This window comes from Bacillus sp. Root920 (genome assembly GCF_001429445.1).
Taxonomy (GTDB): Bacteria; Bacillota; Bacilli; order Bacillales; family Bacillaceae; genus Bacillus; species Bacillus safensis.
The window spans coordinates 34937-50287 of sequence record NZ_LMJV01000009.1; the positions used below are offsets into that span (position 1 = coordinate 34937).

The following is a 15351-nucleotide window of genomic DNA, read 5'->3' on the forward strand; positions in this document are numbered from 1 at the left end:
GATGTTCTATGTCTGTTTCTTTTCAATTTCATTGACCTTTTTTACAATATCATAAAACGCATCATTTGTCTTAGCCCGGCCACTTGTCTCATCAAGGTGAACAACAACAAGGGCGTATTTTGGTTTTTCTACCGGAAAGTATCCAGCAAACCACTTATGATAAAGCGGATTCCCCTTTTTGTCTTGACTGCCGGTTTGGGCAGTACCTGATTTTCCCGCTACATCGTATGGCAAATCTTGAAACCTTCTTCCGGTTCCCTTGTCAGAGGTCACCACCTGCCTTAAGAATTTTTGCAGCTTTTGAGCTGTATAGCGGTCTATGCTGCCCCCTTCAGGCCGTTTGTTTTGAAAGGACAGCATCGTTGTTCCGTTTTGATACAGCACTTTTTCTGCAATTTTCACTTCTTTTCGTTCTCCTCCTCTTGCGATCGCAGCCATCATATTCGCGATTTGCAGAGGCGTCGTTTTGACATTTTTTTGTCCTATTGCGGTTTGTGCAATGGCTTTTTTGACATGCTTGTCTCTTTTATCTCCCCACACACTGCCTGTTTCTTCACGATCAAACTGTTTGAAGTGCTGCTTATGATAGACATCCCCTTCCCAGCCAGCTCGATCTATGAGTCCAAGCTTAGAAGCCGTCTTTTCGATGATTTGATCATCTGTTTGAATGAGCCTTTCAGCAAGTGTCGCAAAGGTATAATTGCAGCTCTGCGAGAAACTATCAGTCAGATTCAGCACTTCTTGTTTTCCTTCAGGCTCTCCATATAAATTCTTTCGACAGTCATACATGGTTTGTGGCTGGTCAAGATTTTTTTCGATTGCTGCGGCAAGTACAGCCGTTTTAAAGACAGAGCCTGGTGCAATCGCTGTCAGCATGTAATTTCTTGCCTCATGCCGGTTTTTACTTGTGACATTTGGGGTACTCGCCATCGCGAGTACACTGCTTTTTTCAATGTCGAGCAGAACGGCACCGCCTTTTTCAACGCCTTGTTCTTTGAGCACTTTCTCCATTTCAGCCTGCATGTCTTCATCTATTGTTGTCTGTACCTGAAGTGGATAAAAGGAATGAGCTTCTGCTGTATATTTGACGTCCATACCGAACAAAGGGTTTCCCCTTCCGTCCACATGATATAACAATTTTGTGTCTTGCTCGGGTAATAGAAATTCGTCAAAGGTGCTTTCCAGCCCAAATGTGCCGATTTCAGTACGTATGGAAAGCTCTTTTTTGTCAGGATAACGCTTTCTCAATAGTTCTGGATTTTCGCTTGTGAAACCTAATGTGTGGAGGGCAAGTCTTTTTTTGTCCTTCTCTTTCATATATACGCCGTACACACCTGAATATTTCATATCATTGATGTCTTTCAGCTTTTTTTTCGTGATGTCATCTTTTAAAATGAGAGGTTTTTTCGTTTCTGTTAACTGTTTTTTGAGTTCATCCTCTTCCATCTCAAGAATAGAGGCGGTTTGCTGTAAGCGTGGAAGATCATATTGCAGGAAAGGAAATAAGATAACCGCAGGCTGTTCTTTTGTAAGAAGTGCTTGGCCGTTTCGATCTAAAAACTCACCGCGCCCGTCTGAAATAACGACTTCTTCTGTTCGCTGTTTGACACTTTCTTGTATTAAATTGATATCAAGCTTTGAAAACGATTCTGTAAAGAACAGCTGAATTTCTGCCAGTCTCATCAGAAGACCGAGCAATAGTATAAAAATAATCGCACCTGTCCATTGAATTCTTCTTTTTTTGCGCATAAAAACACCTCGTCCCTATTGTGGACGAGGTGTTTACCTGATAAACGTGATTAAGAAATTTTTACAATTTGGACGAACATTTCTCCGCCAGGTGTTTGAACGGTTACTTTGTCGTCTACTTGTTTACCTAAAAGGCTTTTTGCAATAGGTGAATCGTTTGAAATCTTGCCTTCGAACGGGTCAGCTTCTGCACTTCCAACAATTGTGTAAGACTCTTCTTCCCCGTCTGGTAATTCAACGAATGTCACCGTTTTACCAAGTGAAACCACATTTGAGTTTCCTTCATCTTCGATAATTTTAGCATTACGAATCATATTATCAAGCGTTGTAATACGGCCTTCTACAAACGCCTGCTCTTCTTTAGCAGAATCATACTCCGAGTTTTCAGAGAGGTCTCCAAAGCTTCTAGCGATTTTAATACGCTCTACAACCTCTTTACGTTTAACCGTTTTCAAATATTCAAGCTCTTCTTCTAATTTACGTTTTCCTTCTTCTGTCATTGGAAATACTTTCTCTTGTGCCATGAATCATTCACTCCTTCTATTAATCCTCACCATACAAACTTTCTGCACGTGAGTGACGACTGAAATATACAAGAATGAGGACATGTTCAGGCCCTCATTCCTTCTGTACCATATTCGTAAAAGTCCATCTTACATGGCGTCCCTTTTAGATGCAACTATTATGCCTTTTATTAGACAGGACCACTCGCAGCGGTCTAAAATCGCACAAACTGTGGAAAGGCACAGGAAGCTCCTGTACCTCGTTCGGCCATTTCGATCATATGTAGAAGAATAGCTTATCCATTCTCCATCTTCCAATACTAATATGGTCAGTGTACGATATGTCTATGCTATATTATTACAAAATTGCATTTTGATCAAGAATTGTTTGAAAATTTGTGATGATTTGTTTGTCGTTTTTTTAATATACTTTTTCAACTTCATTCTTTCGCTATGTGGTAGTGATTTCTCCATCTCTTCTTTTCTTCATTGTTTTCTTATCATATCAAACCCTTAAGATTTTTTCCGAGAATGCTGCTTTTATAAATGTTCACATATTATTAACAAATATTGACAAGGTAATATTTGGTTTTTGTTGAATTCTATCAATGCAAGACCAAATACATGCTAGGGAGTGTTTTAAATGAACATGAAGAAAACAATTGTTTCTGTTCTATCCATCTCTACCTTATCTTTTTCACTAATGGGCATGGCTTCGGCCAAAGAAACAGCGGATTTCACAGTCAATAACAATAATATATGCACTTCTGGATTGAAAACATTAGATGTGATTTCAATTCAAAATTACGATTTACCTATGAAAGTTGGTCAGGAGTGCTCAGTCTATAATGCTGCAGCAACACGTTATTGGACAGACAACCAGAGAGTTGCATCTGTTAACTCTTTTGGAATAGTGACCGCTCATTCACGTGGCGATGCCACTATCACTCTTTATAAAGGGACGTCTGTCTTAGGACAAGTTTTTGTGAGAGTTTGGTAAGATGATGCTGAAAAGACCTTTACACTGTAAAGGTCTTTTTCTTCTCCACCATTTACTCTGCTCGGTTTTGAAGAATCGTTTGAATTTTTGTCACCATTAAGTCTATCGCCACATGGTTTTGGCCGCCTTCTGGGATGATGATATCGGCGTATCGTTTCGTCGGTTCAATGAATTGATTATGCATCGGTCTGACAACAGATACATATTGTTCAATCACAGAATCGATCGACCGGCCTCTTTCCTTCGTATCGCGTAAAATGCGGCGGATGATGCGAAGGTCTGCATCTGTATCAACATACAGTTTAATATCCATTAAGTCTCTCAAACGTTCGTCTTCGAGCGCAAAGATACCTTCAACGATAATGACATCCTTCGGCTCAACATGAACCGTCTCTTCTGAACGTGTGTTTAGTTTAAAATCGTATATTGGTTTTTCAATGGATTCGTATCTTAGGAGCTGTTCCAAATGCTCAAACATCAGGTCATTGTCGAATGCAAGCGGATGATCATAGTTCGTGAGCAGGCGCTCTTCAAATGGCATATGACTTTGATTTTTGTAATATAGATCTTGCTGAAGCATGAGGATGGAATGTCCTTTAAATTTTTCATAGATTGAATTGGTGACGCTCGTTTTACCCGAACCCGAGCCGCCAGCAATACCAATGACAACTGGTTTACTCCTCATGTGGCTGTTATTTCCCCTTTCTCATCATGTTGCTAGGGTATACTTTTTGATCAAGCTTGAATTTGACGATTTGCAGCGGATGACGAGCGGCATCTAGTTCATTTCCTTTTTCATCCCAAATCGTCTCAATTTTGCATGTGAAATTCTCAATTTCTGGTCCGAAGAATTCGACTTCGTCGCCTTGCTTAAAGAAGTTACGCTGCTGCAATGTCACGATTTTTTCTTTTTCATCATAATGAAGAACAAGACCTGCGAAATCAAATGTCGTTTTCTTCCCATGGATGCCAAACATTTGTTCATCCGTTCCTGGTATGCCTTCGAAAAAGGCTGGTGCTGTGTCACGGTTTGCGCATTTATCTAATTCATCTAACCATTCCTGCTGAATGACAAAATTGTCTGGGTCAGCACAATACGCATCAATGACTTTGCGATATACACTTACAACAGTGGCAACATAATGAATGGATTTCATCCGTCCTTCGATTTTTAAGCTGTCAATTCCCATTTCGATCATTTGAGGAATGGATTCGACAAGCTTCAAATCTTTTGGACTCATTGCAAATGGCGCATCTTCCTCACCAAATAAAGGCGCTTCCTCAGAACCTTCTAGTTTATAAAGATCATAATCCCAGCGGCAGGACTGGCAGCAGCCTCCGCGGTTAGAATCTCTTGCCGTCATATGGTTACTGAGCACGCAGCGGCCAGAGTATGCGATACACATCGCACCGTGAATAAATGTTTCGATTTCAATATCGACCTTTTCTTTCATTTCTCTAATTTCTAACGCACTAGTTTCACGTGCGAGCACCACACGCTCAAGCCCTTCTTCCTTCCAAAACTGAACAGCTTTCCAATTTGAAAGAGACTGCTGTGTGCTTAAATGGACTTCAAGCTTCGGTGCAACACGTTTACATGTTTCAATGATCAGTGGATCAGCTACGATAATGCCTGCTACTCCAGCGCCTTCGATCCCTTGAAGGTATTCCTCCAGCCCGTCCATGTTTTCATTGTGGGCGAAGATATTTGTTGTCACATAAATGCGTGCGCCATATTTGTTTGCAAATGCGACACCTTCTGCCATTTCTTCAATTGAAAAGTTATCTGCATTTGAGCGAAGTCCAAATTCTTTCCCGCCAATAAAAACAGCGTCAGCTCCGTAATGTACAGCAATTTTCAGTTTTTCCAAGTTTCCTGCGGGTGCAAGCAGTTCTGGTTTTTTTGTAATGACACGTTTCCCATCAATCATTTCAGAAATACCATCTTTCAATAATGCCATTTCCTCTGCCTCCTCTTATCTTAATAAACCGTTTCTTTAAAGAAGAACCCTGTATCAATCGAACGATTCACTGGCTGAATCTCTTCAATCCGCTTCACCCAGTCCTCTTTCTGATCTTCATACGCGTCTTTGTCAGTCGTTAGTAAATCAATTGCTTTTCTATAAAGTGATGTCACCTCTGTCATATAAGAAAGTGACTTTAAAATTCCGTCAATTTTAAATGAGTCAATGCCTGCGTCAACAAACTCTTCTAATTCGTCAATCATACACACATCATTTGGACTCATAATATGTGTTCCGTTTGCATCCTCGAAAATAGGATATTTGTTTTGACGCTCTTGGTCATGCAGGAATAGCCCTTCCTCCATATTTCTGCCTTCGACGTCCATTTGTTTGCCCTGGTATTCAAAGTAGTTGCCGATGAGCGTACGTTTCGATTGAAACATACATGTCATGCCATGGACTTGAATTTCAATCTCCACCTCAGCATTTTCTTTGATGTCGATCACACTGTCCATATTCAGCTCTTTTGCAAGAACAGCACGCGATGCGCCTTTTCTGCCCCAGTAGTTACAAGTGTAATAGTTTGTCCCAGTCGTTTCTGTACTCCAGTGAAGATTCAGGTTCACTCCTGTTTCCTTTGCGGCCATGATCACGGCTGGGTCTCCAAAGACGACGCCGTCCACGCTTAATGAATCGAGAAAGGTTAAATAATCTCCAAGCAGCTGAACGCGGTCATTATGAAAAATCGCATTCATCGCTACATACACTTTTTTGTGATGGGCATGTGCAAGCAGAGCCGTTTGTTTCACATCTTCTCTTGAAAACTCACCTGCAAGACGAATACCGTATGTTTGTTCGCCTATTAAGAATGCATCAGCTCCTGCCTCAATTAATGGCAGTACGTCTGACACGCTGCTTGGCGTCACAAGCAATTCTGGTTTCTTCATGATTGGTCACCTCTTTTTGTACTAATGGCGATCCCGTCTCCAACTGGAATAATGCACGTTTGGAAATCAGGGTTTGACATGAGCCATTGATTGTATCGATCAATTTTTCCAATTAATTGTTTTTTTCGTTTATCTTCAATTTCTTCTTCATAATTCGTTGCCACTAAGCCTTTGAATAAGACATTGTCTGTGATAATCATTCCGTCGTGAGCGAGCATCGGTTCAAACAATTCAAAGAAACGCTTGTACTGCCCTTTTGCGGCATCAATAAAGATCACATCATAGGGCGCCATCGTTTGGACCGTTTTAGCCGATTCCATCGCATCACCAAAAAACACGTGTATTCTTTCTTTTAACTTTAATTCCTCAATGTTCCGTGTTGCTTCTTCATAGCGCTTTGCATTTCGCTCAATCGTATAAATCTCAGCGTCTGGAAGAGCTGTTGCCATTCGAATAGCGGAATAGCCAATCGCTGTCCCAACCTCCAGAATTTTCTTCGGCTGTTTCATCGAAAGCAGCTGCAATAAAAGCTCGATGCTCACCTTTTCCATAATTGGCACATGATGCTCTTTTGCATAGATCTCTAATTGAGCGATTGCATCAGGACTTGGGTGAATTAAATGTTCAATATAATCATTTATTCGATCATCTTCGATAGTCATTATCTGTCTAGCTCCTTCATGACCTGAAAAAGAAGAGTCCTGCCTATTGCAGCTCTCTTTCTCGTCAATCTTTCGTTCATCTTAGTAAAAACAACCCGATATATTTTACCACAAAGAAGGGGCAATTGCGAACCTATAAAATGGAGATTCCAACGAAAAAAACTGCAGGCAATCTCGTATTGTCTACAGTCTTTTTAGATTCACTTGTCCATTAATTGCTGCCTGTGATGTATTTCGCTTTTGCTTTATTATGCTCATTTAACGTTTTCGTAAATACGACTTCTCCATTTTTCTTCGCAAGGAAGTAAACGTAATCCGTTTTCTCTGGATGCAGTGCGGCTTTCCAAGAGGATTCACCCGCATTTGCAATAGGTCCAGGCGGCAGCCCTTTGTTGTTATACGTGTTATAAGGAGATTTCACTTTTAGGTCTTTGTAATACACGCGGGATTTATGCTCACCAAGTGCATAAAGAACGGTTGGATCAGTTTGAAGCGGCATGTCTTTTTTCAACCGGTTATAGAATACACTTGAGATTTTTGCCCGATCTGTCTTTTCTGTTGCTTCCATTTCAATCAGTGAAGCCATCGTTAACACATCATGTATGGACATGTTTCTCTTTTTCATGTCTTTTTCATACGTTTTCACGTATTGATCTGTTTGTTTAATCATCGTTTCAATGATCGTTTCGAGCGATTCATCCTCACGATAAAATGGATACGTAGCAGGGAATAAATAACCTTCCAACGGATGTTTCACCTGTTTTCCATTCACTTGTGATGTCACGGTTTTCGGATATTTTTTCATTAACGTTTGAATAAAAGCAGGATCATCCAGCTTCGCTTCAACTTCCTTCGCTGAAAAATTCGTCTGATTTGCAATAATGACTGCAATATCAGACAGCTGTCTTCCCTCTGGAATCACAAGCTGAAAGGCGTAATCTGTCCCGCCAGATGTCAGCTTTTTGATCAGCGTGTCTGCGTCCATTGTTTGTTTTAAATGGAAATATCCCGCTTTAAAGCCGGACGCCTTTTTGTATTTTGCATAATAAGTGAAAATCGTGTCATTCGAAATGAGCCCATTTTCTTTTAAAATGCCTGCAATTTCGCGGACAGATGTCCCATTTGGAATATGAATATTAATGGTTTGTTTGCTTTTTTGATCGACCGGTCCGAGTGCTGATTTAACATATAAAAAGCCTGATAATGCTGCAATGATGATGACAGCAAGGACAGATAACAGGACGATCCCCATTTTTCTTTTGAAGAATGGTCGTTTCTTTTGTTCTGAAAACATGCATGGCCCTCCTCACATCTAGCTTTTATAGTACATGATTCGACGGAGTTCGGCAATTCCTTGCTTATGCATGTCATGACAGAACTTGACATAACACGGCTAAACCAATGCCGCCACCACTTCCAATAGCAGCCATGACATAGCTTCCATTCGGTAAGGCGCGCCCTTCATAAAATAATCTCACCATCATAGCAGCTCCTGACGCGCTGTAAGGATGCCCAAGGCAAAGTGCACCGCCTCTTCTATTGATTCGATCATATGGTATCCCCAGCGTCCGGGCAATAAGTGCAGCTTTCAGCGCAAACGCTTCATTGATTTCAAATAGCGCCACTTCCTCTGCCTTGATGTTCTCTTGATGTAAAAGCTTCTTGATCGCATCAATTGGTGAAGCAGCTGGAAAATGAGGATGTATCGCTGTCACAGCACTTCCGGCATACCGTAGCATCACCTTATATCCACTTGCTTCCGCTAGCGATCTTTCCATCACAGCGACGGCGGCTGCTCCGTCTGCTTCCTTACAGCTATTGGCGGCGGTCACAGTTCCTTTTCCCGGTAAAAATACAGGCTTTGCCCGCTTGATCAGCTTTGCCATCGGTCTTATTTTAGCAGCCGCTTCATCTATGTTCATCCCGTCAATCGAAACGATTTCTTCTGAATATGTACCATGTGTGAATGCCGCTAAACTTCTTTCCCAGCTTAAAAGGGCATAGTCATCTTGTTCTTTTCTCGTGACAGAAAATGCCGACGCGGTCAGCTCTGCTGCTTCTCCCATATGCGGATCTCCTATCCGCTCCGGTGAAAAGCGTGCTCTCTCTTTCATTGGTGAGCTGGAAATGCTCTCAGTCCCGCCAGCGATATACATCGTGCCCTCCCCCGATTGAACCATGACGCAAGCTGTTCGGATCGCTTCAAGACCAGAGGCACACTGCCTGTCAATTGTCATACCAGGAACGTGTAAAGGAAGACCTGCTTCTAATGAGGACAGACGGGCCATATTTCCACCGCCTCCGACGACATTGCCTAATATGACGTCATCCGGTGTCAATATCTGAGACAAATGCTGAATAAGGGGAGCGGCTAATTGCTCTGGGCGATAATTTTTCAGCATCCCATTTTTGTCACCGAAGGGTGTTCGTTTTGCTTCTACGATCACTGCTTGCATGACAATTGCTCCTCCGCCCACTTTTTCATGCTCGCGCGGGCTATTTTTCCGCCGGATGTTTCAATCATTTGATCAATCACAAGCCATTTTTTTGGTACCTTGTAGGCCGCCAGCTTTTCTTTAACAGCTTGTCGAACCGCCTTTATTTGCGCCTCTTGCTCCAGTATGGCAACAGGGATTTCACCCCAATATGGGTCAGGAACGCCAACCACAATCGACCGTTTTACCTCTGGCTGTTCATTTAGCACACGCTCAATTTCCTCTGGGAAAATATTCAGTCCTCCATAGACAATCATGCCATTCTCACGACCGCTCATATACAGATAACCGTCTTCATCCAGCCATCCCATATCGTAAACTGTCAGCCACTCCTCCGGCGGTTTCTGCTCATGCAAGTAACCTGAAAACGTCATTGGGCTCTTCACATAAATCCTCCCTGTTTCATTTGGCTGGCAGACAGATTGATCGGGCCGCCTTACTTCTACTTGAATGGAGGAAAAAGGCTGTCCAACAGAAGAAGGTTTTTGCAAAAAGTCATTTGAAGACAAATAAGAGACAAAACTTAACTCTGATGTGCCATAAAAATCAAAAAAAGTGACATGTGGATAGTTGGTGACGAGCTGTTCTTTTGAAGAGATGCTCCAATCTGCTCCCGATGACATGACAAGAAGCGGATTGTCTTCTCTAAAAGCTTCGATTTGCAGTAACGTTTCTGTCATTGTTGGGACAGTATACATCACGGTGATATCACCTGTCTCTAAGGCTTTCTTCGCTTTTACTGGCACAAATTTTTCTAAAAGCGTCACTGTGCCGCCAAAGTATAATGTACTGATGGCACCATATAAAAAGTGAGAGGATAAAAGTGTACCTAATATAAGAGCATGATCTTGATGAGTGATTCCAAATGAAGCGGTGGTCATTCGAAAGCTCTCGATCCAAGACTGCTGACGCCTAATAAAGGCTTTCGGTGAGCCTGTTGATCCTGACGTAAATCCCATATAAAAGACAGGATCCTTCTCGGTATCGCAGCTGTTATCTGGACTGTCTGTGAGAAGGCTCATTCTTTCCTTCCATTCAGATAAAGAAATAATCGGTATGTCTACGCTGCTTTGATCAAATCTTTTCATCAATCGATCCTCTATAATGGCGAGATCCGCCTCACTTAACAAGAGCTTTTCAACACATTCTTCATGACTCCATCTCGGATCAAGCGGAACGGCTGTCCACCCTGCACAAGCAGCGCCCGCAAATATTTGCAAAAAAGAAGCACCATTTGATAATAAAAAAGCGATTCTTTTTTGCTGATGAGCCGTTCCTTGTAACCACTGCGCTGATCTCTGTACACGTTCGTACCAATCTTGATATGTAATGCTTTCTTGCTCATCTATGATGGCAATCTGATCTGGTTTCATTTCTGCATGTACTGCATAGCTTTCCGTTATTCTGATCAAACCGCACGCCTCCCTTTATGCAGATCCCTTTTTCGATATGACATGGCCTGTATGATTTTGACCGTAAAGACAGCACACATTCCCGCTTTGATGAGATCACCTGGAAGATAAATCAAACTAAGGAAAGCGGCCTGCGACACCTTAATATGCATCATCATGGCTTGAAAAGGGATGCCGCACATATACAAAATCACAATACTGCAAACCGCATAGATCACAAAAAGACGCAGTGCGGTTACTTTTTTCAGCCGGTTCACCCATAAGCTGATCATGAAGGCAGCAACAGGATAAGCAAGAAGAAAACCACCGCTTGGACCAAAGAAGACCCCTATCCCGCTTCTCCCGCCTGACAAAAGAGGTGCGCCTGCTGCCACAACCAAAAGAAAAAGACATAAACTGATCAGTGCTTGTTTTGGCTTTAACAGCCCCCCAGCAAGCAAAAGACCTGCGGTTTGCAATGTAATCGGTACAGGTGTAAATGTAAGTAAAATCGGCGGGATCAAGCCTAACATCCCGATGACCGCTGTCATTAACGCTATTTGCATCATATCTTGTATTTTCAATCTCCATGCCCCTCACTCAATTTATTGTTAAAAACAGAGTAAAAGGTATGATTCATTATGTCAACATAAAATAAAATTAAGTTAACATATTGATCGTAAAAAAAGACCAGTGAAGAAAGATCAAGAAGATCTGTTCACAGGCCTTTTATTTGTTCTATTCTTCGTCTTCTTGATCCAAGAACGTATTTAACGTTTCTTCAATCATGTCCCATTCTTCATCCGTTTCAATCGGCTCTAGCTCGCCATCTTCACCGTCTTCGTTCGGTGTAAAGCTTGATGCATGAATTTCAATTTCCTCATTGTCTTGTTCAGAAATTGGGTAGTAAAGGACATAAGATTTGTTAAAATGGTCGCTTTCAAAAGTAAATAGTACTTCGCAAAGCTGTTCATTTCCATTATCATCAACGATTGTAATTTGCTTTTCTCCGTGTTCCATTTGATTCACCTCATTTTAATTTAAGCTGTCTAAATACCCTTGCAGGATCATGACAGCCGCCATTTTATCAATGACTTTTTTACGCTTTTGTCTGCTCACATCTGCAGAGATGAGCATTTTTTCCGCTGCCATTGTTGACAGACGCTCGTCCCAAAGCACAACAGGAACATTGTACGTGTTTTCTAGCACTTTCGCAAATGATTGGCTGGCTTCGCCTCTAGGACCGACCGTACCGTTCATATTTTTTGGAAAGCCAAGTACAATTTTATCAGCTCCGTATTCCGCTATGATCTCAGACAGGCGGCTGAGACCAAAGTCTCCGCCTGCTTCATCAATTTTAATTGTTTCAATCCCTTGCGCTGTCCATCCCATTTCATCACTGATCGCAACACCAAGGGTTTTCGTGCCTAAATCTAAGCCCAAAATTCTCATGTTTTACGCCTCTTTATGTGTCTCTAAGTACGATTTAACCAATTCCTCAATTAATTCGTCTCGTTCTAGTTTACGAATTAGGTTGCGTGCATCCTGATGTCTTGGAATATAAGCAGGGTCGCCTGACAGCAAGTATCCGACAATTTGATTGATCGGGTTGTATCCTTTTTCTTGGAGTGCGTCATGAACTGTAATGAGCACTTCATTCACATTGGTTTCAGCTGAATCATCAGAGAAGTTAAACTTCATTGTCTTATCAAATGAACTCACTGCTTCTTGCACCTCTCTTCCAACATTCTACTAGCAAGCTTTTTTCTAACCGCTCATCTAATACCATTATTCTACACTACATTGCCTGATTATAAAACGGATTTGACAGATTCTTCGACAGTTGCCAGTGCTTCTTCAAGCTTTTCTGGTTGTTTTCCGCCTGCTTGTGCCATGTCTGGACGTCCGCCTCCGCCTCCGCCGCAGATTTCAGCTGCCTGCTTCACAAGCTTTCCTGCATGCAGACCTTTTTCGATCACGTCTTTTGTCACTCCTGCTGAAATGTTTACTTTTCCGTTTTGAACGGCTCCCAGCACGATGACAGCTGATCCTAATTTAGCTTTCAAGTCATCAACCATTGTTCTTAAATGGTTCATGTCTTTAGCGTTTACTTTTTCAGTTAATACTTTCACTCCGCCAACTTCTGTCACTTTTTCTAAAATAGAGCCTGCTTCTGCTTGGCTTAATTTCGCAAGGAGAGATTCGTTTTCTCTTTGAACCTCTTTTAAATCTGCCTGTAATGAAGCAATCCGTTTTGGTACATCCTTCGTATTTGACTTCAGCTCACTTGCTGCCTGCTCTAAAATCGCCAGCTGGTCATTTAATTCTTCATAAGCACCTTTACCAGTCACAGCTTCAATACGACGTGTTCCAGCACCAATACCCGACTCAGACGCAATTTTAAACAAACCGATTTCCGCAGTGTTTTGCACGTGACAGCCGCCGCATAGCTCGATGCTGTAATCGCCCACTTGGACAACACGGACAATATCGCCATACTTCTCGCCAAAGAGCGCCATTGCACCCATTTCTTTTGCTTCAGCAATTGGTTTCAGGTCAATGGCAACAGAGATGCCTTCCCAAATTTTTTCGTTGACGATTTTTTCAATTTGAGACAATTCTTCTTTCGTCACTTGTCCAAAGTGAGAGAAATCAAAGCGAAGTCTGTTTTCATTTACCAATGAACCTGCTTGGTTTACGTGGCTTCCTAATACATCTTTGAGCGCCTGATGCAGAAGGTGTGTCGCTGTATGGTTTTTGACAATCCCTTTTCGAAGAGCTGATTCCACTTCTGCAGTAACCTCGAGACCTTTTTGAGCCGTACCGCTTACGACGACTCCTTCATGGACATGCTGACCGTTTGGCGCTTTTTTCACATCTTTGATCTCAATGATGGCTTCTGCACTTTTTAGTGTTCCTTTATCCGCTACTTGTCCGCCGCTTTCCGCATAGAAAGGCGTTTCATCTAACAAGATTTGCACCGTGTCTCCTTCATGTGCTTCAGAGACAAGTTCACCATTTTGAAGCAATTCGATAATGCGAGTTTCCGCAGTTAAATTTTCGTAGCCAACAAAGGTACTTTCCACTTTAATATCGCCTAAAGCGCCGCCTTGAACCTGCATACTGCCGACATCTTGTCTCGCATTTCTTGCCCGTTCACGCTGCTTCTCCATTTCCGCTTGAAAGCCTTCTCGATCAACTGTCATGTTTTCATCTTCTGCGTATTCTTCTGTCAGTTCGACAGGGAATCCATACGTGTCATACAGCTTAAATACATCTTCACCTGAAATCTGTGAGCTGCCTTTGTCTCTTTCTTTTTTGATCACTTCTGACAAAATAGCTAACCCTTCGTTCAGTGTTTCGTGGAAACGTTCTTCTTCGTTTTTGATGACTTTCGCAATAAATTCTTCTTTTGCTTGTACATCTGGGTAGAAATCCTTCATGATCTCAGCAACAACTGGCACTAGATCATACATAAACGGACGGTGGATATGGATCGTTTTTGCATAACGCACAGCTCGGCGCAGCAAACGTCTTAATACATATCCGCGGCCTTCATTGGAAGGAAGTGCTCCGTCACTTACAGCAAAGGCAACTGTCCGGATGTGGTCAGCAATGACTTTGAATGCTGTATCCTTTTCCTTTGTTTCGCCATAGCTTTCTCCAGAAATGGTCTCAACTGCACGAATAATTGGCATAAATAGGTCTGTATCGAAGTTCGTTGGCACATTTTGAATGACAGATACCATTCGTTCAAGGCCCATCCCTGTATCAATGTTTTTCTTCGGCAGTGGGGTGTATGATCCATCTGGATTATGGTTGAATTCAGAGAACACGAGATTCCATACTTCTAGATAACGCTCGTTTTCTCCGCCTGGATATAATTCTGGATCGTTCATGTCGTCACCGTATGATTCACCGCGGTCATAGAAAATTTCTGTATTCGGTCCGCTTGGGCCCTCGCCAATATCCCAGAAGTTGCCTTCAAGACGAATAATACGTTCTTCAGGCACACCAATTTTATCTCTCCAAAGGATATATGCTTCTTCGTCCTCTGGGTGGACTGTCACAGATAACAAATTCGGATCAAAGCCAATCCACTCTTCACTTGTGAGGAATTCCCACGCCCATTCAATGGCCTCTTCTTTAAAATAATCACCAATAGAGAAGTTGCCAAGCATTTCAAAGAACGTGTGATGACGTGCTGTCTTCCCTACATTTTCAATATCATTCGTACGAATCGATTTTTGCGCGTTGCAAATACGCGGATTGTCAGGTACGACGCGGCCATCAAAGTATTTTTTTAATGTTGCCACCCCACTGTTGATCCATAAAAGTGTCGGATCGTCATGCGGTACAAGTGACGCACTCGGTTCTACAGCATGTCCTTTTTCTTTAAAAAAGTCTAAAAACATTTGACGTACTTGAGCTGAAGTTAAAGTTTTCATTCAAAAATCCTCCCTTATCATTCATCAATCTCCACACAAACGAAAAAACATCCCGCCCTATGCAAGCACAAAACGACTTACACAGGGACGAGATGTTCTCGCGGTACCACCCTGATTATAGACACATTCGTCTATCACCTTCACATCCGATAACGCCGGAAGAGAGCGGCAGTGTTTATCTGCACTCGGGAC

At 42.1% G+C, this 15351-nt stretch carries 15 protein-coding genes and 1 other annotated feature (1 of these 16 running past the window's edge); of the genes, 1 reads left to right on the forward strand and 14 read right to left on the reverse strand.

Going from position 1 to position 15351, the window contains the following annotated elements:
• Nucleotides 1-6: 6 nt before the first annotated feature.
• Both ASE42_RS15340 and greA read right to left on the reverse strand, forming a co-directional pair.
• Nucleotides 7-1749, reverse strand: a complete 1743-nt coding sequence (locus ASE42_RS15340) for a peptidoglycan D,D-transpeptidase FtsI family protein (RefSeq protein WP_056767942.1) — start codon at nucleotides 1747-1749, stop codon at nucleotides 7-9.
• A 50-nt stretch (nucleotides 1750-1799) separates the two neighbouring features.
• Nucleotides 1800-2273: a transcription elongation factor GreA gene (gene greA, locus ASE42_RS15345; RefSeq protein ID WP_008358505.1), complete on the reverse strand. Its 474-nt coding sequence runs from the start codon at nucleotides 2271-2273 to the stop codon at nucleotides 1800-1802.
• Nucleotides 2274-2895: 622 nt separating this feature from the next.
• Here greA and ASE42_RS15350 point away from each other — a divergent pair.
• Nucleotides 2896-3252, forward strand: a complete 357-nt coding sequence (locus ASE42_RS15350) for an Ig-like domain-containing protein (protein ID WP_056767947.1) — start codon at nucleotides 2896-2898, stop codon at nucleotides 3250-3252.
• Nucleotides 3253-3304: 52 nt separating this feature from the next.
• Here the strand turns inward: ASE42_RS15350 and udk are convergent, their stop codons facing one another.
• The 12 genes from udk to alaS all read right to left on the reverse strand — a co-directional run bounded on the left by udk (nucleotide 3305) and on the right by alaS (nucleotide 15159).
• A complete protein-coding gene (gene udk, locus ASE42_RS15355) occupies nucleotides 3305-3937 on the reverse strand; it encodes a uridine kinase (protein WP_024423106.1) in 633 nt (210 codons plus the stop codon).
• A gap of 7 nt (nucleotides 3938-3944) precedes the next feature.
• Entirely contained in the window at nucleotides 3945-5213 is a 1269-nt protein-coding gene (locus ASE42_RS15360; protein ID WP_056767949.1) for a peptidase U32 family protein, read from the reverse strand.
• A 20-nt stretch (nucleotides 5214-5233) separates the two neighbouring features.
• Nucleotides 5234-6163, reverse strand: coding sequence for a peptidase U32 family protein (locus tag ASE42_RS15365; RefSeq protein ID WP_056767952.1), 930 nt, complete (start codon nucleotides 6161-6163; stop codon nucleotides 5234-5236).
• On the reverse strand, nucleotides 6160-6825 hold the full coding sequence (locus tag ASE42_RS15370) for an O-methyltransferase (protein WP_024423109.1): 666 nt from the start codon (nucleotides 6823-6825) through the stop codon (nucleotides 6160-6162). Before ASE42_RS15370 ends, ASE42_RS15365 begins: the two co-directional genes overlap by 4 nt.
• A gap of 211 nt (nucleotides 6826-7036) precedes the next feature.
• A complete protein-coding gene (gene mltG / locus ASE42_RS15375) occupies nucleotides 7037-8119 on the reverse strand; it encodes an endolytic transglycosylase MltG (RefSeq protein WP_024427875.1) in 1083 nt (360 codons plus the stop codon).
• Between the two features lie 73 nt (nucleotides 8120-8192).
• Nucleotides 8193-9281, reverse strand: coding sequence for an acetyl-CoA C-acyltransferase (locus tag ASE42_RS15380; RefSeq protein WP_056767954.1), 1089 nt, complete (start codon nucleotides 9279-9281; stop codon nucleotides 8193-8195).
• A complete protein-coding gene (locus ASE42_RS15385) occupies nucleotides 9269-10729 on the reverse strand; it encodes an acyl-CoA synthetase (protein WP_056768098.1) in 1461 nt (486 codons plus the stop codon). Before ASE42_RS15385 ends, ASE42_RS15380 begins: the two co-directional genes overlap by 13 nt.
• Nucleotides 10729-11295: a biotin transporter BioY gene (locus ASE42_RS15390; protein ID WP_056767957.1), complete on the reverse strand. Its 567-nt coding sequence runs from the start codon at nucleotides 11293-11295 to the stop codon at nucleotides 10729-10731. Before ASE42_RS15390 ends, ASE42_RS15385 begins: the two co-directional genes overlap by 1 nt.
• Before the next feature lie 154 nt (nucleotides 11296-11449).
• On the reverse strand, nucleotides 11450-11731 hold the full coding sequence (locus ASE42_RS15395) for a DUF1292 domain-containing protein (protein ID WP_024423112.1): 282 nt from the start codon (nucleotides 11729-11731) through the stop codon (nucleotides 11450-11452).
• A gap of 15 nt (nucleotides 11732-11746) precedes the next feature.
• Entirely contained in the window at nucleotides 11747-12163 is a 417-nt protein-coding gene (gene ruvX, locus ASE42_RS15400) for a Holliday junction resolvase RuvX (protein ID WP_024423113.1), read from the reverse strand.
• 3 nt (nucleotides 12164-12166) lie between these two features.
• Nucleotides 12167-12433, reverse strand: a complete 267-nt coding sequence (locus ASE42_RS15405) for an IreB family regulatory phosphoprotein (RefSeq protein ID WP_008358522.1) — start codon at nucleotides 12431-12433, stop codon at nucleotides 12167-12169.
• 89 nt (nucleotides 12434-12522) lie between these two features.
• A complete protein-coding gene (gene alaS / locus ASE42_RS15410) occupies nucleotides 12523-15159 on the reverse strand; it encodes an alanine--tRNA ligase (RefSeq protein ID WP_056767960.1) in 2637 nt (878 codons plus the stop codon).
• Nucleotides 15160-15239: 80 nt separating this feature from the next.
• Nucleotides 15240-15351 (reverse strand) — a binding site (T-box leader); it runs 96 nt beyond the window's last position.